Origin of the sequence: Pseudomonas sp. RHF3.3-3, assembly GCF_048069595.1 — a bacterium.
Taxonomy (GTDB): Bacteria; Pseudomonadota; Gammaproteobacteria; order Pseudomonadales; family Pseudomonadaceae; genus Aquipseudomonas; species Aquipseudomonas fuscovaginae_B.
The window spans coordinates 467,920-491,738 of record NZ_CP182250.1 but is presented as its reverse complement, the minus strand read 5'-3'; the positions used below and the strand labels follow the sequence as shown (position 1 = coordinate 491,738).

Genomic DNA, 23,819 nt, shown 5'->3' with positions numbered 1-23,819 from the left:
AAGACCCACCAGCAAGACGATTCCCTTTCCCTCGCCTGAAGTTTCCTAGAAAATCCTTTTGGCTTGCGCCTGTCGATCTGCGGGACCTAGGCTGACACCTGTCACTGAAAAACAGTGACCGGGTTTGGTCACCCGTTCAATGTCAGGCGCACCAGCGCCACCAAGGTTTCAGGCACTTCCTGTGTCTGTCGTTTCATGGTGGGCTGTGCGCGGGGCGCCTTCGGGTGCGCCGGGTGCCTGACATCCCGGTTGACCAACCTGCGTACCGCCCGCCACCTCTCGTTTGGTCACGACGGTGACGGGTTCTCGACCATGTCAGGAGAATCGCCATGTTCAAAGTCACGCCCAACCCGCCCAAAAGCGAACCGGCACTCCAAGCCGCTACCGAGCGCGCTTTCGCCCACTACGAACTACCCGCAGATCCCATCAGCAGGACACCTCACCTCGAAGACACCCTGAACAACCTCGACTCGATCCTGCGCTCGGCCGCTGCGACCGCCTATGAGTCCGCCGAGCAGTTGAGCGGCCTGCCGCGCCATCTGGCGATGGCCTCGGTGCACCTGATCGAGTTGGCGCAGAGCCAGGTAGATGAGTTGCTGGGGCAGCAGCACTGAAGCATCCGGGAACACCGCAACTCCTGTGGGAGCTGGCTTGCCAGCGAAGGCGTTCCTGAAGCCGCCAGAAGCTTCGCGGGCAAGCCCTCTCAAACGCGATCCGGTCTGCGCAAAGCAAAAGGCCCGCGCGGAGGCGGGCCTTGTGGTTCCGGGTGGATTAACGGGCCGTCAGCGCCGCGTAGCTGTTCATCAGGTTGCGGTAGTTGGGGATCCGCTGCGACAGCAGGTTGCCCAAGCCTTCGATGTCGTTGCGCCAGTCGCGGTGCAGCTCACAGGCCACCGAGAACCAGTTCATCATCTGTGCGCCAGCCTGGGTCATGCGGTTCCACGCGGCCTGCTGCACGGTTTCGTTGAAAGTGCCGGAAGCGTCGGTCACCACGAACACATCGAAACCTTCAGCCAGCGCCGACAGCGTCGGGAACGCCACGCAAACGTCGGTCACCACCCCGGCGATGATCAGTTGCTTGCGGCCGGTGGCCTTGATCGCCTTGACGAAATCCTCGTTGTCCCAGGCGTTGATCTGGCCGGGGCGGGCGATGTACGGCGCGTCCGGGAACATCTCTTTCAGCTCTGGAACCAGCGGGCCGTTGGGGCCCTGCTCGAAGCTGGTGGTCAGGATCGTGGGCAGGTTGAAGAACTTGGCGAGGTCGGCCAACGCCAACACGTTGTTCTTGAACTCGTTCGGCGAGAAGTCCTGCACCAGGGAAATCAGACCGGTCTGGTGGTCGACCAGCAGGACTACGGCGTCGTCTTTGTTCAGGCGGTTGTAGGTTGGCTTGCTCATGGGGGGATCCTTTTTCGTTTAAGTGGTGGGAAGCTGTGTCGTTCAATGTGTGACCAGATTAATGAGCCGCCGAAAAAGGAAAAAGCGGCTCAAATCGGTTTGACTGTCCTCTCAGGATGGACAATCCAGCGCCCTGCCTCATCGCACCGCTAACGCTTGCGCCAGACAATCGCCAACCACGGCTGCTGCTCGCGGGGCAGTCCGGCGGGACGGTAGTAGTGCTCCAGTTCGATGAAGCCCGCCGCCGTGAGCAACGCCCGCCAGGCCTCCAGGTCGTGGTAAGAGCCATAACGCTCGCCATTCCAGCCCTCCTGGTTTTCCCCCCGCGGGTTGGAACTGAACAGTACCCCGCCCGGCTTGAGCGTGGCGTGCAGTTGCTCCAGGACGCGCGGCAGCTCCTGCAGCGGAACATGGAACAGCACGGCATTGGCAAAGATCCCGTCGAAACGTTGGGCCGGCAGGTCCAGCTCGAGGAAGTTCTGCTGCAGCACCTCGCAGCCGCTGTCCTCGCGGGCCATTTGCGCGAAGCGCTCGGAGCCGTCGAGGCCGACGGCGACATGACCCAGGCGGGTGAAGGCCTTGAGGTCGCGGCCGGGGCCGCAGCCGAAGTCCAGGAGGGTGAACGGCGCCGTGCCCTGGATATGTCGCAGCAGGGCGTCGATGTTCTGGCTGACGTCGTGGTCGCGGGTGCCTTCGCGGAAGCCTTCGGCGGTACGGTTGTAGTGGCCGAGGGTGGTGGAGGCGATCTGGTGGAGGTCGTCGGGGCCGAGGGTTTTCATCGGGGATCTGCGCTTTGGGGTGGATGAGCTGAATATATCACCCTGCAGATTTCTGCTGCGCCCGGGAGGGCCCTTTCGCGGGCGGCGATCCGACTTGCCCGCGAAAGCGATGCTCCAGACGCCAGATATCTCAGCGCTTGTTGAGCACCCGCGCCAATCGGTCCCCACCGAACTGGATCGCCGCCACCAGGATCACCAGCAACACGATCACCGTCAGCATCACCTGGCTGTCGAAGCGCTGATAGCCATAGCGATAGGCGATGTCCCCCAGGCCTCCGGCACCAATGGCCCCGGCCATCGCCGAGGAGTTGATCATGGTCACCAGGGTGATGGTGAAACCGCCGACGATCCCCGGCAACGCCTCGGGCAGCAGCACGTGCCAGACGATATGCCAGCGCCGGCAGCCCATGGCCTGGGCCGCCTCGATCAGGCCATGGTCGACCTCGCGCAGGCTGACCTCGGCGATCCGCGCAAAGAACGGCGTGGCGGCGATGGTCAGCGGCACCACGGCCGCCCACACCCCATAGGTGGTCCCCACGACCAGCCGGGTGAACGGGATCAGCGCCACCATCAGGATCAGGAACGGAATCGAGCGGAACAGGTTGACGAACGCCCCCAGCACCCGGTTCACCGTGGGCGCCTCGTAGATCCCGCCCTTGTGGCTGGTGACCAGGATCACCGCCAGCGGAATGCCCAGCAACAGCGCGATCAGCGACGACACGCCGACCATCAGGAAGGTGTCGATCACCCCCTGCCACAACCGATCAAGCCACATAACCCAGCACCTCCACCTGTTGCGCCCAACGGGCCGCGCGCTGGCGCAACGCCTCGGCGTCCAGCGACGAGCCACTCACCGACAGCAGCAACTGCCCCAGGGCATGCCCCTGGATCCGTTCGACACCGCCCTGCAACAGCCGCACCCGCCCGCCGAGAGCGCTGAACAGCGCGGCCAGGTCCGGTTCGTCGCTGGCACTGCCGGTGAACTGCAGGCGCAGCACCACGGCCGCCCCGGCCGACTCCGGCTGCGCCCGCAGGCGGCCCTGCAGTTCCTCCGGCAACGCGTGCTGCAAGGGCGCCAGCAAGGTCCGGCTGACCTCATGCTGCGGGTCGCCGAACACTTGCCACACCGGCCCCTGCTCGACCACCCGCCCGCGCTCCAGGACCACCACGCGATCGCAGATCTCACGAATCACCGCCATCTCGTGGGTGATCAGCACCACGGTCAGGCCCAGGCGCCGGTTGATCTCGCGCAGCAGGCCGAGGATCGACTGGGTGGTCTCCGGGTCGAGCGCCGAGGTCGCTTCATCACACAACAGAATCGCCGGGTCATGCACCAGCGCCCGGGCAATGCCCACCCGCTGTTTCTGCCCGCCGGACAGCTGCGCCGGATAGGCCTTGTGCTTGTCCCGCAGGCCCACCAGTTCCAGCAGCTCGCGCACCTTCTGCTCCCGCGCCAGCCGGGGTACCCCGGCCACCTTCAGCGGCAGCTCGACGTTCTGCCAGACGGTCTTGGCCGACATCAGGTTGAAGTGCTGGAAGATCATGCCGACCCGCCGCCGCAGTTCCACCAGGCGGTCTTCGTCGAACCCGCCGATGTCCACCTGGTCGATCAGCACCCGCCCCGCCGTGGGTTGCTCCAGGCGGTTGATGGTGCGGATCAGCGACGACTTGCCGGCGCCACTGCGGCCGATGATGCCGAACACCTCGCCGCACTGGATCGCCAGGTCGATGCCCTGCAGGGCGTGCACCGGGCCCTGATGGCCGTCGTAGGTCTTGCCCACGCCGATGAAGCGCACATGGGCCCGGTTGAGTTCGGGATGCAATTCGGTCTGTTCGGCTTCGCGTGGCGCTTCGGCCAGCGGGCGCTGGAGGCTGGCGACACTCATGTCAGCCTTCCCAGCCGGCCTGGTACAGCTTGCCGTGGGCCTTGTCCAGGGCAGCGCGTACGGCCGGCGAATGCTGGTAGATATCGACGAACTTGATCAGCCGCGGGTCGTTCTTTTCCTTCGGCTGGATGACGAACTGGATCACGTACTCCTTGTGGTCGAGGCCGTCGAACAGCAACGCGGAGCCGGCATCGAAGCTTTTCGCCAGACGGATGTAGGCCGGGTAGCCCTGCACCAGGTCAGCGTCATCGTAGGCGCGCACCAGTTGCACGGCCTCGACCTGAAGGATCTTGAGCTTTTTCGGGTTGCTGACGATGTCGTCCTCGGTGGCCTTGTAGCCGACGCCGGGCTTGAGGGTGATCAGCCCGGCCTTGGCCAGCAGTTGCAGGCCGCGACCGCTGTTGATCGGGTCGTTGGCGATGGCCACGGTCGCGCCTTCGGGCAGTTCGTCGAAGCGCTTGTACTGCTTCGAGTAGAGGCCGACGTTGTTGATGATCCCCGGAGCGAAGGGCACCAGGTCGAAACCGGCGGCGGCCTTGGCGTTTTCCAGGAACGGGATGTGCTGGAAGTAGTTCACGTCGATATCGCCGGCGGCCAGGCTGACGTTGGGCGCGATCCAGTCGGTGAACTCCACCAGTTCGACTTTCAGGCCCTGCTTGCCGGCCTCTTCCACGGCGGCCTCCAGCGGGATGGCGAAGGCGGCGGTGGTGCCAACCTTGAGTGGGGCGTCGGCGGCGTGGACAGCGGCGCTGAACAGGCCAAGGGCGAGGGCCAGTGCCTTGACTGGCTGAACGAAGCGTAGGGTTTTCATGATCGGTTTCCAGTCGATAATCGTCTGTAGGATTCGCACCAACCTTGTAGGAGCGTGGCTTGCCCGCGAAGCTTTTAGCGCCCTTGAGGACGCCTTCGCGGGCAAACCCGGCTCCTACAGGGCCAGCGTTTGTTTTTCGATGGCGCCAGGCGACAGCGGGGCCTGCGGTGTTTTTTCGATGGCGCCAGGCGATAGCGAGGCCCGGCGATAAGCTGATCCGGCATGCGCCGGCGGCAGATGCGCCTCCTCCCCGAACAGTTTCTCGCGCAAGGTCCCCTGCTCATACGCGGTCTTGTACGAGCCGCGTCGCTGCAACTCGGGAATCACCAGGTCGATGAAGTCCTCGTAGCTTTCCGGGGTGACGATGCGGGTCAGGTTGAAACCGTCCAGGCCGGTCTCGGCAATCCACGATTCCAGTTCGTCGGCCACCTGGGTCGGCGAACCGACCACCGTCACGTAGCGCCCGCCCAGGGCGTGCTGTGCCAGCAACTTGCGCCGGGTCCAGTCGTTGTTCTGCAGGTTGCGGGTCGCCGACTGGATCGCGTTGCTCTTCACATAGCGGATCGGCTCGTCCAGTTCGTACTCGGCAAAGTCGATGCCGGTGGACGCCGAGAAATGCGCCACTCCAGCTTCCGCACTGGCGTAGCCAAGGTACTCCGCATGCTTGGCCCAGGCCGCCTCCTCGGTTTCAGCGACGATCACATTGATCCCCATGAACACCTTGATCGCCTGCCCGTCACGCCCCGCCGCTTCGGCACTGGCACGGACCTTGTCCACCTGGGCCCTGGTCGCGGCCTTGTTCTGCCCGCTGATGAACACGCATTCGGCATGTCGCCCGGCGAACAGCAGGCCGCGCTCGGAGCTGCCGGCCTGGAACAGCACCGGCGTGCGCTGCGGCGACGGCTCGCAGAGGTGATAGCCCTCGACCTGGTAGAAGTCGCCCTTGTGCCGCACCTTGTGGACCTTGTCCGGCTCGGCATACACCCGCCGCACCGGGTCGTTGATCACCGCGTCGTTCTCCCAACTGCCTTCGAGCAGCTTGTAGAGCACCTCCAGGTATTCGTCGGCCTGGTCGTAGCGACGGTCGTGCTCGGCCTGGGCATCCAGGCCCATGGCCTTGGCGGCGCTGTCGAGGTAGCCGGTGACGATGTTCCAGCCGACCCGGCCGCGGCTCAGGTGATCGAGGGTCGACAGTCGGCGGGCGAACAGGTACGGCGCCTCGTAGGTCAGGTTGGCGGTCAGGCCGAAGCCGAGGTTTTTCGTCACTGCGGCCATGGCCGATACCAGCAGCAGCGGGTCGTTGACCGGCAGTTGGATCGACTCGCGCAGCGGCACGTCCACCGACTGCTGGTAGACGTCGTAGACCCCGACGATATCGGCGATGAACAGTCCGTCGAACAGCCCGCGCTCGAGCAACTGCGCCAGCTCGGTCCAGTATTCGAGCGTCTTGTAGCGGGTCGACTGGTCCCGTGGATGCGTCCACAGGCCGTGGTTGATATGCCCGATGCAGTTCATGTTGAAGGCATTGAGCAGGATCTTCTTTTTCGTTTCCAAAGGCCGACTCATCAGATGGTCCCCCGCAGCGGCGGGTTTTCCTCGTTGAGGTAGTAGTTGCCCACCGCGTGGTACTTCCAGCGCACCGGGTCGTGCAGGGTGTGCACCCGGGCATTGCGCCAGTGGCGGTCGAGGCCGTGCTCGGCCAGGGTCGCCTGGCTGCCCGCCAGTTCGAACAGGGTGCTGCCGGCGGCCAGGGAGATTTCGGTACTGATCGCCCGGACCTCGGCAACGGCGATCGAGGCCGCCGCCACGCTGTCGGCATTCGGTTCGGCCTGGGCACGGTCGAGCCATTCTCCGGCACGCTCCAGCAAGGCTTCGGTGGCACTCAGGCGGATGCTCAGGTGGCCGATGCTCTTGAGGGTCAGCGGGTCGTCGACAGCTTTTTCGATACCCGAATCGATCCATGGCCGGGTGCGGGTACGGACGAAATGCAGGGTGTCCTCGTAGGCCGCCCGGGCAATCCCGGTGTCGATGGCCGCATGGAGGATCTGCGCCAGCGGCCCGACCGGCGTCGGCCGCTCGAACGCGCTCTGGAACGGGATCACGTCCTCGGCGGCGACGAACACGTCCTCGAACACCACCGAGCCGCTGCCGGTGGTGCGCTGGCCGAAACCGGTCCAGTCGTCGATCACCGTCAGCCCGGCGCTGTCCCGCGGGACGAAGGCCAATTGCTGCACGCCCTGCTCGTCGACCACCGAGGTGGGAATGCGCTGGGCATAGAGCGAACCGGTGGAATAGAACTTGCGGCCGTTGATGCGATAACCCTCGCCCTCGCGGCGCAGGTGGGTCACCCGGTCGTGGGCGGTCTTGGTCCCCAGCTCGGCCAGCGCATTGCCGAAGCGGCGACCGGCCAGGACTTCGGCATACAGCCGGCGCTTCTGCGCCTCGCTGCCGTTCACCCGAAGCACTTCCAGGGCATAGAAATGGTTCTGCGGAATCTGCCCGAGGGAGGCGTCGGCCTCGGCGATCAGTTGCGTGACCTTGGCCAGGGTGACGTTCGATACCCCGGCGCCCCCGTATTCCTTAGGCACACTGATGCCCCACAGGCCGGAGCGGGAAAACACCTCCAGCTCGGGCAGCGGCAGGCGCCGTTCACGGTCGCGCAGTTGGCTGTCGCGCTTGAAATCCTCGGCCAGGTCGCTGGCGACGATCAAAGCTTGCTCGTCGCTGGAAATGACCGCGACGCGTGGGGAAAACTGTGACATGGGTGTCTCCAGAGGTCTGGTCAGATCCAGGAATGGCGGGCCGGCAAGGTGCCGTTGAGGCGGTAGGCACCGACCGCGTGATACTTCCAGCGCACCGGGTCGTGCAGGGTGTGCACCCGGGCGTTGCGCCAGTGCCGGTCGAGGTTGAACTCGGCCAGGGTGGCGCGGCTGCCGGCCAGTTCGAACAGCTTTTCGCTGGCCAGCAGGGAGATCTCGGTGGTCAGCACCTTGGCCTCGGCCACGGCAATCGAGGCCCGCGCCGCGGCGTCGGCGTCCACCGGCCCGGCACTGATCCGGTCCAGCACCTGCCCGGCCTTGCGCAACAGCGCCTCGGCGGCATGCAATTCGATTTTCAGCTTGCCGATATCGGCAATGACATACAGGTCGTCGCTGGCCCGCTCGACCTTGGCATCGACCCACGGCCGCGACCGCTCGCGGACGAAGGCGATGCTGTCGTCGATGGCCGCGCGGGCGATCCCGGCGTCGATGGCCGCCTGGATCAGTTGCGAGACGGCGCCCTGGATGTTGGGGGTGGCGCCCTGGCGCCAGTTCTCGACGACGTTCTGCGCTTCGACCCGCACGTTGTTCAGCAACACGGTGCCGCTGGCGGTGGTGCGCTGGCCGAACCCGGACCAGTCATCGACCACCCGCAGGCCCGGGGTGCCACGGCGGACGAAGGCCATGACCTGGCGGCCTTCATCGTCGAGGGCCTTGACCGCCACCCAGTGGGCGAACAGGGCGCCGGTGGAATAGAACTTCTGCCCGCTGATGACGAAGCCGTCACCGTCGGCACTGATGCGGGTCCTGATCTCCAGGGTGTTGCGGGTGCCGCGCTCGGGGCCGGCATTACCGATCCGCCAGCCGTCGAGCACGCTCTGGAACAGTTGCTTCTTCTGCCGCTCGGTGGCCGTGCCGAGCAGCGCCTGGAGAATGCCGAACTGGTTCTGCGGGATCTGTCCCAGGGCCGGATCGGCGGCGGAAATGATCGCGAACACCTCGGCCACGGTGACGAAGGACACCTGCGGGCCACCGTATTCGCGGGGGATGGTGATACTGCCCAGGCCGCTGCGGGTGAACTGCTCGATTTCGGCCCAGGGCAGCTTGCGCTGCTGGTCGCGCCGGGCGGCGTGCAGCCGGGCGACCTCGGCCAGCTCATGGGCGGCCTGCAGGGCTTCGGCGTCGTTGCGCAGTACCCGCGCCGGCAGCAGCAGCGGCGCGATGTCCTGATCGCTGTGGACCTGTGCGTCGTTCAAGTTAGACATCAGCGCCACTCCGTGGCGTGCGCAATGCCCCGGCGATCCGCACAAGGGTGATTGTGTTCCTGACCATACCTACCTCATCTCTCTCAAGAGGCATCGCGAAAGCGATACCGACGAAATCAAACGGGTCCGGTGGTCCGGTTCATATACCCTAAACGCGTATAAAAATTAAATGAACTAACCTTTAGGAATATGCATAGAAGGTCCGTCGCTCACTCCCGGCGGCGTTGGGCGGCGCGGGAAAAGCCGGGGGCAACGGGCCGGACGAAATGCCGCGCGGCACCCACGCGCAGGCGCCGTGGCGGCGCCCAGCGGGAATTGTTGCCGACCCGGTCGATCACGCAGTAGGTGATGTCCAGCCCGCGGTCCTCGCCGGCTTCGAGGATCACCGCGGCCGGCACGAACACCGTGACCGGCTTGCCGATATCCGCGGGCGTCAGCTTGGGCAGGTCGAAGCGTACATCGCCCCAGAGCAGGGTGATTTCATCCTCGGCGGCCATGTTCGGATAAGGCTCCAGGGTCAGCGGCACGCCGCGCTTCATCTGGTTCGGGTTGACCCCGTAGCGGCGGATCGGCGAAGGAATGATCGGCGGCGCCAGGCCCTGGTTCTCCTCGCCGATCGGCAGGCCACCGGGGCAACTCAGCTTGACCGGCAACTTGAGTGGCGGGGAAGTCTGCGCCATACGGCCAATGCGCATGAGCCGGTAGTGAATCCGCGCCACACCGTCGAGGACGAAACTCTGCGGCACCCGCAGGCTGACCGGCTGGCCCTGCTCGCCCGCCTGGATCTGCCGGGACGTCACATAACAACCGTCCCAGAACAGCTCGAGCAGGTCGCCCTCGTCCATGCCCGGATAGGCCGGGATGCACACCGACAATTGCTCGGCGGCCAGGCGGCCGATGCCCCGCCGGTGCGCCTGGGGCACCACGGGCAGCGCGAGTCGGGAGTGCTCGAGAGAATCGTTCATGAAATCGTCCTTTTTATAAGTTGTCGATAAGTTCAACTTTAAAGAAGCGGCCGGGTCCGTTCGCAAAGCCGGGCCAGTGCTTCTTTCGCCGCATCCTTACAGCCGAAATGTTATGGCGCGGGCATCACGCAGACACCCCCGAACAGGCGGGCAATGCAGATAACGCCACACCAGCAGGAAGTCAGCTAAGAGTTTTGCCGGGCAAGTGTCAAGACCTTGATCGACAATGATTCCGATCGCCCTGTTATTCGGACGAGTCCTACTTTGCGCCTCTATTCAGGGGCTCTCGGAAGTTTTATTTGGAGGAAAGGGGGATCATTTGAAACAGTCGCCAGGTAATAAAAGAAGATGACCCGCAACTATCGAGAGAGTTACTCATTGAATAGCGTACTCATTCCCTGAGTACGTTATTTAAACTAAAGAACCGTCCTACGCATCACCCAGAAACTTACTGAGGAACTGCCGGGTACGTTCTTCTTTCGGATTGGCAAACAGCGCCTTGGCTTCACCCTGTTCGACAATCACGCCCTTGTCGAAAAAGATCACCCGGTTGGCCACGTCGCGCGCGAAACTCATCTCGTGAGTGACGATGACCATGGTGCGTTTTTCTTCCGCCAACCCGCGAATGGTCGCCAGCACTTCACCCACCAGTTCCGGGTCGAGGGCCGAAGTCGGTTCGTCGAAGAGGATCACCTCGGGTTCCATCGCCAGCGCCCGGGCAATCGCCACGCGCTGTTGCTGACCGCCGGACAGCCGCCGTGGATAGGACTCTTCCTTGCCCGCCAGGCCCACCTTGGCCAGCAGCTTGCGGCCCAGGGCCACGGCCTGGTCGCGCGGGGTCTTCTTGACCACGATCGGGCCTTCGATGACGTTCTCCAGCGCCGTGCGATGGGGGAACAGGTTGAAGTTCTGGAACACGAACCCCACCTGCTGGCGCAGCTTGCGGATCAGGTTCTGCTGCTGGCTCAACGGGCGGCTGCCGTCGATCTCGATCTCGCCCACCTGGATCCGGCCGCTGGAAGGTTCCTCGAGGAAATTCAGGCAACGCAGGAAGGTGGTCTTGCCGGAACCGCTGGGGCCGATGATCGCCACCACCTCGCCGGCCTCGACCGTCAGGTCGATGCCCTTGAGCACGCTCTGGCCATTGAATTGCTTGGTCAGTTTTTCAACCACGATCATGCTGTCAGGACTCCTGGTCATGCCGATTGACCCGTGCCTCCAGCTTGCCCTGCAGGTGCGCGAGCACGCTGGAAAGCAGCCAGTAGATCAGGGCGGCGGCAAGATACATGGTGAAGATTTCGAAGGTCCTGGCACTGATCAGCTGTGCCTGGCGGAACAGCTCGGGTACCTGGATGGTCGCCACCAGCGAGGTGTCCTTGACCAGCGAGATGAAGCTGTTGCCCAGCGGCGGCAGGGCCGTGCGCGCGGCCTGCGGCAGGATCGCCCGGCGCAGGGTCTGGGCGCGGGTCATGCCGATACTGGCGGCCGCCTCCCATTGCCCACGGTCGATCGCGCCGATCGCCGAACGCAGGATCTCGCAGGTGTAGGCCGCCAGGTTAAGCGACAGGCCCAGCAGGCCGGCCGGAATCGGGTCCAGTTCGACCCCCAGTTGCGGCATGCCGAAATAGATCCAGAACAACTGCACCAGCAAGGGCGTGCCGCGAAAGAACGACACGTAGATACGTGCCGTCCAGTTCACCACCCCGATGCGCGACATGCGCATCAGGACCAGCACGAACCCCAACAGGAACCCGAAGAACAGGCCGCCGACACTCAGGACAACGGTGTAGTACAGCCCCTTGAGCAGGTAAGGGGCCGAGTCCAGGACAAGTTGTGGGTTCAGCCCGATCATTTGGTCACGTCAGCATCGAAGTACTTCTGCGACAGCTTCTTCAGGGTACCGTCGGCGCGCAGTTCGTCGATCGCCTTGTTCACCGCGGCCAGCAGCTCGGGCTCACCTTTGCGCAGCGCGACGCCGGCTTCCTGGCGGGAGAACGGTTCGCCGGAAACGGCCAGGGTGTCGTTGGTTTTCTTGATCAGCTCGAAGGCGGCCAGGCGGTCCACCAGGATCGCGTCGATGCGGCCGATGCGCAGGTCCTGGTACTTGGTCGGATCGTCGTCGTAGGTCTTGATGATGGCCTTCGGTACGTTGTCCTTGAGCCACTGCTCGTAGTTGGTACCCAGGCCGACGCCGACCTTGTGGTCAGCCAGATCGGCGGCGGTCTTGAACTTGCTGGCGTCCTTCTTCTGCACCAGGGCCTGGATCCCGGAGACGGTGTACGGCTCGGAGAAGTCGTACTTCTTCTTGCGCTCCTCGGAGATGGTCACCTGGTTGATCACCGCGTCCAGGCGCTTGGACTCCAGGGCAGCGAGAATGCCGTCCCACTTGGTCGGCTGCAGGTCGACCTTCACGCCCAGCTTCTTCGCCAGGGCTTCGGAGAACTCGACCTCGAAACCGGCCAGCTTGCCGTTTTCGTCCTGGAAGCTGAAAGGCGGGTAGGTGCCTTCCAGGCCGACCTTGATCACCCCGGCTTTCTTGATGTTGTCCAGTTGCTCACCGGCAAAGGCTTGGCCCAGCAGGCCTGCGCCCAGCACCAAGCCCAGGCTGCCGACCAGCAGACGCTTGCGAAACGCGGAAATATTCATGAAGAGCCCCGTGTGTTTTTTTATGGGAAAAGGAAGGCAAACCTGACACTTTTATTACCAGCGGCCATCCTGCCTCAAAGCAGTATTGGCGTCTCGTGGCAAATTCGCCTGAGGCGAAACTATAAACGGCTCCTTTTATAATTTTAAATAATATAAAAGAATCCAATTATAACTAATTTGATGTTAAGCAGGGCGTACTGCGGTACCTGGTTCGCGGATTCATCCGCGAACCAGGCAACACCGACTCCCTGTCCGGAACAGGTCAGGCAAACGACGCGTCGTAGGCAAACAACGCCGGCGCCCCGCCGGTGTGCAGGAAAATGATCGGCCCCTCGTCGAAACGCTGCAGACCGATGCCATCGAGCAACCCGGCCATCGCCTTGCCGGTGTACACCGGGTCGAGCAGGATGCCTTCCTGGCTCGCCATCAGCCTCACCGCCGCCAGGGTCCCGGCATTCGGCTCGCCATAGCGCGGGGCGAAATACTCGTCCCACAGTTGCACCTTGAAGCTGGCCGGCAACGGCACCTCCAGCAGTTCGGCGGTGCGTTCGGCCAGCCCCTGCACCTTCGGCCGCTGCGCCTCGTCGCTGCGCGAGACCGTCACGCCGATCACCGGCAGTTGCGGCAGGGTCTCGCTCAGGCCCAGGGCCAGGCCACTGTGGGTCCCGGCGCTGCCGGAAGCCAGCACCACCGCGGCGAACTCCAGCCCCGTGGCCTCGATCTGCGCCGCCAGCTCCAGGCCCGCACGCACGTAGCCCAGCGCACCCAGGGCGTTGGAGCCGCCAATCGGCACCAGGTATGGCTTCTTGCCGTTGCTGCGCAGGCGCTCGGCCAGGGCCTGCAACTGCTCGTCGGCGTTGTCCAGGTTGTCCACCAACTCGACCCGCGCGTCGAACAGGTCCAGCAGCAGGCGGTTGCCGTTGCCGAGGTAGTTGCCATCCCCGGTACCGATCGGGTTTTCCAGCAAGGCCACGCAGCCCAGCCCCAGGCGAGCCGCCAGGGCGGCGGTCTGGCGCACGTGGTTGGACTGGATCGCCCCGGCGGTGATCAGCGTGTCGGCCCCCGCCGCCAGTGCATCGGCGGCCAGGTATTCGAGTTTGCGCAGCTTGTTGCCACCCAGTGCCAGCGGGGTCAGGTCGTCGCGCTTGATGTAGATATCGCGGCCTGCCCATGCCGACAGACGTTCGAGTTTTTCCAGGGGCGTGGCCTGCTCGAGAAGCGGCAGGCGGTCGAAGCGGGCGAGCTGTTGTTTGATCATGAGTCTGAACTGACGGTAGGAAATGTTTCGACTATAGGCAGGCACTTTTCCCCAGGCAACCGTGGACGCCTTATTTCAAAACGTTCTTAGCAAAGCACTATTCGTTCTTAATTACCGTTCAGGGCCGTGCCGTAAAGTGAAAGCCATTCAGGTGGCCCGATTGTCCGGCCGCCAGGTCGGAGATTTGATCGTGAGCGAGCGTTCCAGCCATTGGCAACTACAGACCATCGTCAGCCAGTTGCGCAGCGCCAGGGATGAGTGGCGTACCCGCAACGGGCGGGTCAGCGATGAACAGGGCGGGCGCGAACTGCCGTCGCGCCAGGCCATGGCCGAGATTCTCGAGGCCCTGTGCGGGGCACTGTTCCCGATGCGCCTGGGGCCGGTGGACCTGCGCGAGGAAAGCGAGGACTTCTACGTCGGCCACACCCTGGACGCCGCCCTCAATGCGCTGCTGGCCCAGGCCCGGCTGGAACTGCGCTACGCCGCCCGGCATGACGGCCGGGACGATGCCGAGGTGCAGGCCAAGGCCCTGCGGCTGATCCAGGACTTCGCCATGGCCCTGCCGCAACTGCGCCGGCTGCTCGACACCGATGTCCTGGCGGCCTACCACGGCGACCCGGCGGCGCGCAGCGTCGACGAAGTGCTGCTGTGCTATCCGGGGATTCTCGCGGTGATCCACCACCGCCTGGCGCACCACCTGTACCGTGCCGGCCTGCCGCTGCTGGCGCGGATCAGTTCGGAGATCGCCCACTCGGCCACCGGTATCGACATCCACCCGGGCGCACAGATCGGCCCCAGCTTCTTCATCGACCACGGCACCGGCGTGGTGATCGGCGAGACGGCGATCATCGGCGAGCGGGTGCGCATCTACCAGGCGGTGACCCTGGGCGCCAAGCGTTTCCCGGCGGACGAGGACGGCCAGTTGCAGAAGGGTCATCCGCGGCACCCGATCGTCGAGGACGACGTGGTGATCTATGCCGGCGCGACCATCCTGGGACGCATCACCATCGGCAAGGGCGCCACCATCGGCGGCAACGTCTGGCTGACCCGCAGCGTGCCGGCCGGGTGCAACCTGACCCAGGCGAACCTGCAACAGCACGAGAGCGAAATCCAACGCTGAGAGGGCGATTGACACAGACCATTGTGGGAGCGGGCTTGCCCGCGAAGGCGTCCTTGAGGCCGTCAAAGCTTCGCGGGCAAGCCCGCTCCCACGAGGTTCGGTGTTGAATTGTCCATCCCTGAGTGACAGTCAAACCGATTTGAGCCGCTTTTTCCTTTTTCGGCGGCTCATTAATCTGGTCACAAGTTGAACGACACAGCTTCCAGCCACTTAAACGAAAAAGGATTCCCCCATGAGCAAGCCAACCTACAACCGCCTGAACAAAGACGACGCCGTAGTCCTGCTGGTCGATCACCAGACCGGCCTGATTTCCCTGGTGCAGGACTTCTCGCCGAACGAGTTCAAGAACAACGTGTTGGCGTTGGCTGACCTGGCCAAGTTCTTCGAGCTGCCGACCATCCTGACCACCAGCTTCGAGCAGGGTCCGAACGGCCCGCTGGTTCCAGAGCTGAAGGAAATGTTCCCGGACGCGCCGTACATCGCCCGTCCCGGCCAGATCAACGCCTGGGACAACGAGGATTTCGTCAAGGCGATCAAGGCCACCGGCCGCAAGCAGCTGATCATCGCTGGCGTGGTGACCGACGTTTGCGTGGCGTTCCCGACGCTGTCGGCGCTGGCTGAAGGTTTTGACGTGTTCGTGGTGACCGACGCTTCCGGCACTTTCAACGAAACCGTGCAGCAGGCCGCGTGGAACCGCATGACCCAGGCTGGCGCACAGATGATGAACTGGTTCTCGGTGGCCTGTGAGCTGCACCGCGACTGGCGCAACGACATCGAAGGCCTGGGCAACCTGCTGTCGCAGCGGATCCCCAACTACCGCAACCTGATGAACAGCTACGCGGCGCTGACGGCCCGTTAATCCACCCGGAACCACAAGGCCCGCCTTCGAGCGGGCCTTTTGCTTTCAAGCGCCTTTCAGGGCGGGACACTATCAAGTGCTGACCCTCGATGCTCAGCCGCCGCAGAGCCTTGGTTTAAAGGTCGACCAGAGTCAGGTCCTGATTGGTACGGATGACGCTATGCTCCAAACCATTGAGCCGACGCTGCTGGTACGCCTTCAGACCAGCGGAGTAGCTGACTTCAGGGAAACAGCCTCCATCGCCGCTGTGAAGCGAACCCAGTTTGATACCGGCACAACGCTATCTGTAAATCTATTTTTTGACTTGTTAACTACTTTTATTTACAGTTTGAAAATAAGGTTAACAGGATGATAAAGATGTCCAGCCTAAAGGATGATGTAAAGGCCTACGTCGAGTCGGTACTCGGGCTACCGATCGAGTTGAAGCCTGCGCGACTTAAGCTTCCGTTCCATATCTTGGATTTGTACAAGCCTGTTCAAATGCAGATAGACGTGGGTAAGGACTGGATCTCTACGCTTCTGCTGTTACCAGTATCGGACGAATACCCAGGTGCCGTTGCGCTGCAAAAGCACATCACCCAAGTGCGGAAAGCTACGGATGAGGTGATTGTCTACGTCACGAAGTCACTGACACCTCATGAGCGCCGTAGCCTGATCAGTCATCAAATCAATTTCCTCCAGCCTGGGTATCAGATGTTCATCCCGGCCCTGGCCATGGACTTGCGAGAGAAGGTGCGCCAGCGTCGAGATGAAGAAGAGGTTCAAGCGCTTCTGCCGGCAGCCCAAGCGATGCTGCTCGGTTGCTTGTACGAGGGGTGGTCCAGTGAACAGCTTTTCACCAGCAATGCGATCATGGGTGACTTCCGCTACAGCCGTGTAACCCTTTCCAAGGTGGTAGACCAGCTCCTGACGCTAAAGCTGTTGAAAGTCGTCAAAGCCAGAGGCTTCAAGAACCTGTATGCCTTTGATGGCAACACATTTGAGATATTCAGACGCGCCCGGAGATACATGAGCTCGCCTATCAGGCGAAAAGTCGCAATTGATACAAAGCTGCAACTCGGTGAAGGTGTGTTCCTGGCGGGCGAAACCGCCCTAGCGAAGTACACGATGTTGGCGGAGCCGACTAAGCCAGTATACGGCATGAACAGGCGATGCTTCGCGGAGTTGATCGAGAATGGGTCTTTGCGCATCACCGACTCAGTCGATGACACGTCTGCGTGGGTGGAAGTCTGGTCTTATAACAGCTTGGCAAAGAATAAGAACATTGCAGACCAGGCTTCCTTGCTGCTGAGCCTGGAAGATAACCCGGATGAACGAATCCAGATCTCCCTGGACGAACTCAAGGAGCAGATTGCATGGCTATCGTCAGAGGACTAGAACGGTTCGGTAAGCATTTCAGCGAGTACAAGGACAAATACGTACTGATTGGAGGCGTCGCATCCGCTCTCACAATGGATGATGCGGGTCGCGATTTCAGAGCGACAAAAGATCTCGATATTGTTCTGATCATTGAGGCTTTGGACACCGCATTCGTGGCCCGCTTCTGGGACTTCGTGAAGGCGGGTGGGTACCAGATCAAGCAGGCGGGTGGAGAGCGCCCAGTCTTCTACCGCTTCCAGCATCCGACTGATGAGTCTTACCCGGTACAAATCGAGTTGTTCTCGCGTACTCCCGAGGGGCTCGAACATGAGGAAAACGCGACGCTGACACCGATTCCAACTGATGAGTCAGTCTCCAGTTTGTCCGCAATTTTGCTCGACGATGCCTATTACGAGTTCTTGTTGGATGGCCGCCAGCAGAATGATGAGTTGTCGTATATCAGCGCTGACCGGCTGATCCCACTCAAGGCGCGGGCCTGGCTTGATCTGTCAAAGCGCAAGGATACGGGAGAAAAGATCGACTCTCGTAACGTCAGAAAGCATCGTAACGATGTTTTGGTATTGGCAGGCCTACTCTCTGGTGAGCCCATTGAGCTGACCGAAATCATCCTGGCCGACATGAAAGAGTTTTTGGAGCGCCTGGCCAAGGAAGAGGTGAATCTGAAAGATATTGGGCTGAGAGGCAGCCTCGCCGAGCTCATCTCTCGCCTTGAGCAGAGCTTCGGGCTCGTGCAAGAACAGGCGGCAACGTGATGGCCACATGATGCCGATGGAAGAGCCACCGCCAGATACACAGAAGCCCATGGTGGAAACGCGTCTCGCGGCTGCTTCCTTCGTTTTCCTGAAGATCGAACACGGCCTCTCAGACAGCCGCCGCGAGAGCAGCGATGATGTCCTCGGCAGCATCATTGAACCATTAGTTAATTCACCTACCAATTCCTTGATCGGACTGTCCATTCCAGGGTGACAGTCAAACCGATTTGAGCCGCTTTTTCCTTTTTCGGCGGCTCATTAATCTGGTCACAAGTTGAACGACACCGCTTCCAGCCACTTAAACGAAAAAGGATTCCCCCATGAGCAAGCCAACCTACAACCGCCTGAACAAAGACGACGCCGTAGTCCTGCTGGTCGACCACCAGACCGGCCTGATTTCCCTGGTACAGGACTTCTCGCCGAACGAGTTCAAGAACAACGTGTTGGCGTTGGCTGACCTCGCCAAGTTCTTCGACCTGCCGACCGTGCTGACCACCAGCTTCGAGCAAGGTCCGAACGGCCCGCTGGTTCCAGAGCTGAAGGAAATGTTCCCGGATGCGCCGTACATCGCCCGTCCCGGCCAGATCAACGCCTGGGACAACGAGGATTTCGTCAAGGCGATCAAGGCCACCGGCCGCAAGCAGCTGATCATCGCTGGCGTGGTGACCGACGTGTGCGTGGCGTTCCCGACGCTGTCGGCACTGGCTGAAGGTTTCGACGTGTTCGTGGTGACCGACGCTTCCGGCACTTTCAACACCACCGTGCAGCAGGCCGCGTGGAACCGCATGACCCAGGCCGGTGCGCAGATGATGAACTGGTTCTCGGTGGCCTGTGAGCTGCACCGCGACTGGCGCAACGACATCGAAGGCCTCGGCAACCTGCTGTCGCAGCGGATCCCGAACTATCGCAACCTGATGAACAGCTACGCGGCGCTGACGGCCCGTTAATCCACCCGGAACCACAAGGCCCGCCTCCGAGCGGGCCTTTTGCTTTCCAATCATTCTCACGCCCCACGCCGATCGTTCCCACGCTCGGCGTGGGAATGCAGCCCGTGACGCTCTGCATCACCAGAGCGGACGCGGAGCGTCCTGTGAGGCATTCCCACAGGGACCGTGGGAACGATCAGATCATTCTCACGCCCTCGCCGATCGTTCCCACGCTCAGCGTGGGAATGCAGCCCGTGACGCTCTGCGTCACCAGGGCGGACGCGAGCGTGCTGTGAGGCATCTCACGGGGACCGTGGGAACGATCAGACTCCAGCCCCCACCAAATGAAGCCGCTCAATCCACCGATCACTACCTACAACCTTTGCTGAAAGGCACTGTCAGAACAATACCGTCGAGCCCTGCGATTGGTCCCAGACACCCGATTCATGTTTAACTTGAATGCTCGTTCAAGTTAAACCGGCAGCTCGCTGCCCGCTCACAACAGGAGGCCTGCCTTTGCTGAGTCCGAAATATCCAGCCACGTGCCACCCCTTCGAGGTACCCGCCGCATGAGTACCTCCACGACCGCAACCAGCGGCCTGATCCGCATGAACCCGCCCGTTTTCTACTTCGCCGCGACCTTCATCCTGCTGTTCGGCCTGCTGGTCATCAGCCAGCCCGAAGCCGCCGGCCAGTGGCTGTTGGCCGCGCAGAACTGGGCGGCCAACACCGTCGGCTGGTACTACCTGCTGGCGATGACCCTGTACCTGGTCTTCGTGGTGGTCACCGCCTTGTCCGGCTACGGCCGGATCAAGCTCGGTGCCGACCACGACGAACCCGAGTTCAGCTACCTGTCCTGGGCCGGCATGCTGTTCGCCGCCGGGATCAGCATCACCCTGTTCTTCTTCTGCGTCTCCGAGCCGCTCACCCACATGCTCCAGCCGCCTCAGGGCGAAGCGGGCACGCCGGCCGCCGCGCGCCAGGCGATGCAGATCCTGTTCCTGCACTGGGGCCTGCACGGCTGGGGCGTGTTCGCCTTCGTCGGCATGGCCCTGGCCTACTTCGCCTACCGGCACAACCTGCCGCTGGCACTGCGGTCGGCGCTGTACCCGCTGATCGGCAAGCGCATCAACGGCCCCATCGGCTACGCGGTGGACGGCTTCGGCATCATCGCCACGGTGTTCGGCCTCGGCGCCGACATGGGCTTCGGCGTGCTGCACCTCAACTCGGGGCTGGACTACCTGTTCGGCATCTCGCATACCCAGTGGATCCAGGTCGGGCTGATCGTGCTGATGATGGGCGCGGCCATCGCCGTCGCGGTGGCCGGCGTCGACAAGGGTGTGCGGGTGATGTCCGACATCAACATGCTGCTGGCCTGTGCGCTGCTGCTGTTCGTGCTGTTCGCCGGGCCCACCCAGCACCTGCTCAACACCCTGATCCAGAACCTCGGCGACTACCTCGGGGCGCTGCCGACCAAGAGCTTCGACCTCTACGCCTACGACAAGCCCAGCGACTGGCTCGGCGGCTGGACCGTATTCTACTGGGCCTGGTGGATTGCCTGGGCGCCGTTCGTGGGCCTGTTCATCGCGCGGATTTCCCGCGGCCGGACCATCCGCGAATTCGTCTTCGGCGTGCTGCTGATCCCGCTGGGCTTCACCCTGGCGTGGATGTCGATCTTCGGCAACAGCGCCATCGAGCAAGTGCTCAACCACGGCATGAGCGCCCTCGGCCAGTCGGCCATCGACGATCCGTCGCGCACCCTGTACCTGCTGCTGGAAACCTACCCGTGGAGCCGCACGGTGATCGCGGTCACGGTGTTCATCAGCTTCGTGTTCTTCGTCACCTCGGCCGACTCCGGCACCGTGGTGCTATCGACGCTGTCCGCCCGTGGCGGCCATGCCGACGAGGACGGACCGAAATGGCTGCGGGTGTTCTGGGGCGCGATGACCGCGCTGATCACCAGCGCGCTGCTGTTCTCCGGCAGCATCGACGCGCTGAAATCGGCGGTGGTGCTGACCTCGCTGCCGTTCTCGCTGATCCTGCTGTCGATGATGTGGGGGCTGCACAAGGCGTTCTACCTGGAGTCGCAGAAACGCATCGCCCAACTGCACTCGCTGGCGCCGGTCTCGCAGGCACGTCGCGGCCGGGGCGGCTGGCGCCAGCGCCTGAGCCAGGCGGTGCACTTCCCATCGCGGGACGAGGTGTACCGTTTCCTCGATCAGACCGCACGGCCGGCGATCGAAGAGGTCACCGCGGTGTTCGTCGAGAAGGGCCTGAACGTGCTCACCCAGCCCGACCCGGCCAACGACAGCGTGAGCCTGGAGATCGGCCATGGCGACCTGCACCCGTTCGTCTACCAGGTGCAGATGCGCGGCTACTTCACGCCCTCCTTCGCCCTGGGTGGCCTGGGTTCGCGGGACCTGCGCAACCGCCGCTACTACCGCGCCGAGGTGCACCTGAGCGAGGGCAGCCAGGACTATGACCTGATGGGCTACAGCAAGGAGCAGATCATCAACGATATCCTCGACCAGTACGAACGGCACATGCAGTTCCTGCACCTGGTACGTTGACCCGCCAGGCGCCCAGGCCTTGTCCGGCAGCATGGACAGGGCCATGGCGATGGCCGGCACACCGACGATGAACGCGATCGCGGGGTGCATGACAATACCCGCGCGGGGAAGGCCGTGATCGATCGTGGTCGTCTCAACGCCGGCAGTGCAGCCTGTGATCCAGGGAATAGCGTCCTGCCCCCCGGAACACAATGTAGCCCGCCAGGAACAACATCAGCACCGGGTACTCGATGCCCCGGTCGATCCACGGCCAGGTCGGGCCCAGCAGGTAGCTGATCACCGCCATCTGCACAGCCATCATCGCCGCCAGCAGGCGGGTGCCCAGCCCCAACGCCAGCAAGGCGCCGCCCACCCCTTCGAGCAGCGCCACCAGCAACGCCAGGGTGTCCGCCGCCGGCAAATGCAGAACATTGCCGATCAGGTTGGCCGAGGCCGCCAGCGGATCAGCCATGGAGCCATGGGCCTCACCCAGCAGCTTCGGCACCCCATGGGTCACCATGATGATGCCGAAACACAGCCGCAGCAGGCTGTAGGCGATAGGTTCGAGACGGCCATTGAACAACGGGGAAAATACAGACGGCATGATCGCGCTCCAATCCTGGCAAACCTTCACTGAGGGGCCCACGCATCACCACGCAACGGCCGGCGAACCGGTCGGTCACCCGGGAGCTGCGCGGACGATCAGACCAACCCACCATTGGCCCGCAGCACCTGCCCGTTGACCCAGCCCGCCGCCGGGCCGACCAGGAACGACACCACCTCGGCGATATCCTCCGGCTGGCCCAGGCGCTCCAGCGGCGGCATCCGCGCGAAGGTCTGGATCTGCTCCTCGCTCTTGCCCTGCAGGAACAACTCGGTCGCCACCGGCCCCGGGGCCACGGCATTCACCGTGATGCGCCGGCCACGCAGTTCCTTGGCGAACACCTGGGTCAACGACTCCACCGCCGCCTTGCTGGCGATGTACACCGCGTACCCCGGCAGGTTCAGCCCCACGGTACTGCTGGAGAAGTTGACGATGCGCCCATCGTCATTCATCCGCTTCGCCGCCTCGCGCAGGGTGTTGAAGGTGCCGCGGGTATTGATGGCGAACGTCTGTTCGAACAGCTCGTCACTGTGCTCGGCCAGCGGCAGCACCTTGAGGATGCCGGCGTTGTTGACCAGCACATCGACCTTGCCCAACTGCAACTCGACCTCATCGAACAACCGCGCGACATCGGCAGAGTTGCCCACGTCGGCCTTGACCGCTATGGCCGAGTGGCCGGCCTGGCGCAGTTCCACTACCAGCGCCGAGGCCTCGTTGGCGCTGCTCGCATAGTTGATGGCTACCGCAAAACCCTCTGCGGCCAACTGGCGGGCGATCACCGCGCCGATACCCCGCGAGGCGCCGGTGACGATGGCCACTTTTCGGGAGTGCTGAGTCATGTCGAATCTCCTGGGATGTGCGTTGAAGTGAAGCCAATTTCACATGTTTATCCAGGGCGATAAATGCGCGATAGTTGACCTGACTATTCAACAATCACCAACAATCGAGTGTCGCGGAGCCGCCATGGACCAGGTCAGGGCAATGAAGGTTTTTGTACGGATCTATGAACGCAGCAGCTTCACCCTGGCCGCCGAAGACCTGAACCTGCCACGCGCCACCCTGACCCACACCCTCAACCAGTTCGAGGCCTGGCTCGGTACCCGGCTGCTGGAGCGCAACACCCGCCGCGTGCGACCGACCCTCGACGGCGAGGCCTACTACCCGCGTTGCGTGCAATTGCTGGCGCAGCTGGAAGACGCCGAACTGGCCTTCCGTACGGTGGCGCCCAAGGGCCGCCTGCGGGTCGACCTGCAGGGCACCCTGGCGCGCTATTTCGTGATTCCGGCGCTGCCGGCATTCCTCGAACGCTACCCGGAGATCGAGGTGTCGATCAGCGAAGCCAGCCACTTCATCGACCTGATCGCCGAAGGTGTCGACTGTGTGCTGCGCTCGGGCAACCTCGGCGACTCGTCACTGATCGGCAAGCGCGTGGCCAACCTGCGCCAGGTGACCTGCGCCAGCCCGGCCTATCTGCGCCGGCACGGCGAGCCGCGCAACCTGGCCGACCTCAGCCGGCACCAGGGGGTGAACTACGTGTCGCGGGCCACCGGCAAGCTGTTCCCCTTCGAGTTCATCGAAAACGGCGAGCCACGGGAAGTGCCGCTGGCCGGCCGGGTCTCGGTGTTCGGTGCGGAAATCTACGCGGCCTCGGCGGTGGCCGGGCTAGGCCTGATCCAGGTGCCGCACTATCGGGTGGCGGAACAGATCGAACAGGGCTTGCTGCGCGAAGTGCTGCCGGACCATCCGCCGCCGCCGATGCCGGTGTCGGTGCTCTACCCGCAGAACCGGCACATGTCGCCGCGGGTACGGGTGTTCGTCGACTGGATCAGCGAACTCTTCGCCGACGCCGCCTGAGGCAGCGG

Annotated in this window: 25 protein-coding genes; 10 read left to right on the top strand and 15 right to left on the bottom strand. The window is 63.2% G+C overall.

Annotation, left to right across the window (positions count from 1 at the left end):
• Positions 1-329 precede the first annotated feature (329 nt).
• A complete protein-coding gene (locus ACMGT0_RS02155) occupies positions 330-614 on the top strand; it encodes a DUF6124 family protein (RefSeq protein WP_416771310.1) in 285 nt (94 codons plus the stop codon).
• A 157-nt stretch (positions 615-771) separates the two neighbouring features.
• Here the strand turns inward: ACMGT0_RS02155 and ycaC (ACMGT0_RS02150) are convergent, their stop codons facing one another.
• From ycaC (ACMGT0_RS02150) to ACMGT0_RS02090, 13 genes are all read right to left on the bottom strand, one after another.
• Complete coding sequence (gene ycaC, locus ACMGT0_RS02150) at positions 772-1,398, bottom strand: isochorismate family cysteine hydrolase YcaC (protein ID WP_054060163.1); 627 nt, start codon at positions 1,396-1,398, stop codon at positions 772-774.
• Positions 1,399-1,547: 149 nt separating this feature from the next.
• The gene (locus tag ACMGT0_RS02145; protein ID WP_416771308.1) at positions 1,548-2,177 is read right to left on the bottom strand and encodes a class I SAM-dependent methyltransferase; all 630 of its coding nucleotides are present in this window, start codon (positions 2,175-2,177) and stop codon (positions 1,548-1,550) included.
• A gap of 130 nt (positions 2,178-2,307) precedes the next feature.
• Positions 2,308-2,952, bottom strand: coding sequence for a methionine ABC transporter permease (locus ACMGT0_RS02140; protein WP_054060956.1), 645 nt, complete (start codon positions 2,950-2,952; stop codon positions 2,308-2,310).
• Positions 2,942-4,063 carry a methionine ABC transporter ATP-binding protein gene (locus tag ACMGT0_RS02135; RefSeq protein ID WP_416771305.1) on the bottom strand — a complete coding sequence of 374 codons (1,122 nt, stop codon included), beginning with the start codon at positions 4,061-4,063 and terminating at the stop codon, positions 2,942-2,944. Before ACMGT0_RS02135 ends, ACMGT0_RS02140 begins: the two co-directional genes overlap by 11 nt.
• A gap of 1 nt (position 4,064) precedes the next feature.
• Complete coding sequence (locus ACMGT0_RS02130; RefSeq protein WP_054060193.1) at positions 4,065-4,874, bottom strand: MetQ/NlpA family ABC transporter substrate-binding protein; 810 nt, start codon at positions 4,872-4,874, stop codon at positions 4,065-4,067.
• A 114-nt stretch (positions 4,875-4,988) separates the two neighbouring features.
• Positions 4,989-6,440 (bottom strand): LLM class flavin-dependent oxidoreductase, encoded by a 1,452-nt coding sequence (locus ACMGT0_RS02125; protein ID WP_416771303.1) that lies wholly within the window; start codon positions 6,438-6,440, stop codon positions 4,989-4,991.
• Positions 6,440-7,636, bottom strand: a complete 1,197-nt coding sequence (locus ACMGT0_RS02120) for an SfnB family sulfur acquisition oxidoreductase (protein ID WP_054060195.1) — start codon at positions 7,634-7,636, stop codon at positions 6,440-6,442. Before ACMGT0_RS02120 ends, ACMGT0_RS02125 begins: the two co-directional genes overlap by 1 nt.
• Before the next feature lie 20 nt (positions 7,637-7,656).
• Positions 7,657-8,898: an SfnB family sulfur acquisition oxidoreductase gene (locus tag ACMGT0_RS02115; protein WP_416771300.1), complete on the bottom strand. Its 1,242-nt coding sequence runs from the start codon at positions 8,896-8,898 to the stop codon at positions 7,657-7,659.
• 209 nt (positions 8,899-9,107) lie between these two features.
• Complete coding sequence (locus ACMGT0_RS02110; protein WP_054062000.1) at positions 9,108-9,863, bottom strand: hypothetical protein; 756 nt, start codon at positions 9,861-9,863, stop codon at positions 9,108-9,110.
• 429 nt (positions 9,864-10,292) lie between these two features.
• Positions 10,293-11,042 (bottom strand): L-cystine ABC transporter ATP-binding protein TcyN, encoded by a 750-nt coding sequence (tcyN, locus tag ACMGT0_RS02105; RefSeq protein ID WP_054061469.1) that lies wholly within the window; start codon positions 11,040-11,042, stop codon positions 10,293-10,295.
• Positions 11,043-11,046: 4 nt separating this feature from the next.
• Complete coding sequence (gene tcyL / locus ACMGT0_RS02100; RefSeq protein WP_054061468.1) at positions 11,047-11,715, bottom strand: cystine ABC transporter permease; 669 nt, start codon at positions 11,713-11,715, stop codon at positions 11,047-11,049.
• Positions 11,712-12,509: a cystine ABC transporter substrate-binding protein gene (gene tcyJ, locus ACMGT0_RS02095; RefSeq protein ID WP_054061999.1), complete on the bottom strand. Its 798-nt coding sequence runs from the start codon at positions 12,507-12,509 to the stop codon at positions 11,712-11,714. The genes tcyL and tcyJ overlap by 4 nt, the downstream gene beginning before the upstream one ends.
• A 262-nt stretch (positions 12,510-12,771) precedes the next feature.
• Positions 12,772-13,767 (bottom strand): D-cysteine desulfhydrase, encoded by a 996-nt coding sequence (locus tag ACMGT0_RS02090; protein WP_273826357.1) that lies wholly within the window; start codon positions 13,765-13,767, stop codon positions 12,772-12,774.
• 190 nt (positions 13,768-13,957) lie between these two features.
• Between ACMGT0_RS02090 and epsC the strand changes: the two genes are divergently transcribed.
• The 8 genes from epsC (at position 13,958) to betT (ending at position 21,374) form a co-directional block, all read left to right on the top strand.
• On the top strand, positions 13,958-14,887 hold the full coding sequence (gene epsC / locus ACMGT0_RS02085) for a serine O-acetyltransferase EpsC (RefSeq protein ID WP_054062201.1): 930 nt from the start codon (positions 13,958-13,960) through the stop codon (positions 14,885-14,887).
• Positions 14,888-15,119: 232 nt separating this feature from the next.
• Complete coding sequence (gene ycaC / locus ACMGT0_RS02080; protein WP_019362438.1) at positions 15,120-15,746, top strand: isochorismate family cysteine hydrolase YcaC; 627 nt, start codon at positions 15,120-15,122, stop codon at positions 15,744-15,746.
• Positions 15,747-15,822: 76 nt separating this feature from the next.
• Positions 15,823-16,098 carry a hypothetical protein gene (locus ACMGT0_RS02075; protein ID WP_054060573.1) on the top strand — a complete coding sequence of 92 codons (276 nt, stop codon included), beginning with the start codon at positions 15,823-15,825 and terminating at the stop codon, positions 16,096-16,098.
• 5 nt (positions 16,099-16,103) lie between these two features.
• Entirely contained in the window at positions 16,104-17,123 is a 1,020-nt protein-coding gene (locus ACMGT0_RS02070) for a hypothetical protein (RefSeq protein WP_054060587.1), read from the top strand.
• Positions 17,102-17,878, top strand: coding sequence for a hypothetical protein (locus tag ACMGT0_RS02065; RefSeq protein ID WP_054060574.1), 777 nt, complete (start codon positions 17,102-17,104; stop codon positions 17,876-17,878). The genes ACMGT0_RS02070 and ACMGT0_RS02065 overlap by 22 nt, the downstream gene beginning before the upstream one ends.
• 7 nt (positions 17,879-17,885) lie before the next feature.
• Positions 17,886-18,092 carry a hypothetical protein gene (locus ACMGT0_RS02060; RefSeq protein ID WP_054060575.1) on the top strand — a complete coding sequence of 69 codons (207 nt, stop codon included), beginning with the start codon at positions 17,886-17,888 and terminating at the stop codon, positions 18,090-18,092.
• Positions 18,093-18,198: 106 nt separating this feature from the next.
• Positions 18,199-18,825 (top strand): isochorismate family cysteine hydrolase YcaC, encoded by a 627-nt coding sequence (gene ycaC / locus ACMGT0_RS02055; protein WP_186689363.1) that lies wholly within the window; start codon positions 18,199-18,201, stop codon positions 18,823-18,825.
• A 587-nt stretch (positions 18,826-19,412) separates the two neighbouring features.
• Entirely contained in the window at positions 19,413-21,374 is a 1,962-nt protein-coding gene (gene betT / locus ACMGT0_RS02050) for a choline transporter BetT (RefSeq protein WP_193394191.1), read from the top strand.
• 133 nt (positions 21,375-21,507) lie between these two features.
• Here betT and ACMGT0_RS02045 read toward each other — a convergent pair whose 3' ends face one another.
• Entirely contained in the window at positions 21,508-21,957 is a 450-nt protein-coding gene (locus ACMGT0_RS02045; RefSeq protein ID WP_054060577.1) for a DoxX family protein, read from the bottom strand.
• A 98-nt stretch (positions 21,958-22,055) separates the two neighbouring features.
• Entirely contained in the window at positions 22,056-22,796 is a 741-nt protein-coding gene (locus tag ACMGT0_RS02040; protein ID WP_416771294.1) for an SDR family oxidoreductase, read from the bottom strand.
• Between the two features lie 124 nt (positions 22,797-22,920).
• On the opposite strand from ACMGT0_RS02040, the gene ACMGT0_RS02035 reads away from it, so the two are divergent.
• A complete protein-coding gene (locus ACMGT0_RS02035; RefSeq protein ID WP_054060579.1) occupies positions 22,921-23,811 on the top strand; it encodes a LysR family transcriptional regulator in 891 nt (296 codons plus the stop codon).
• The last annotated feature ends 8 nt before the right edge of the window (positions 23,812-23,819 follow it).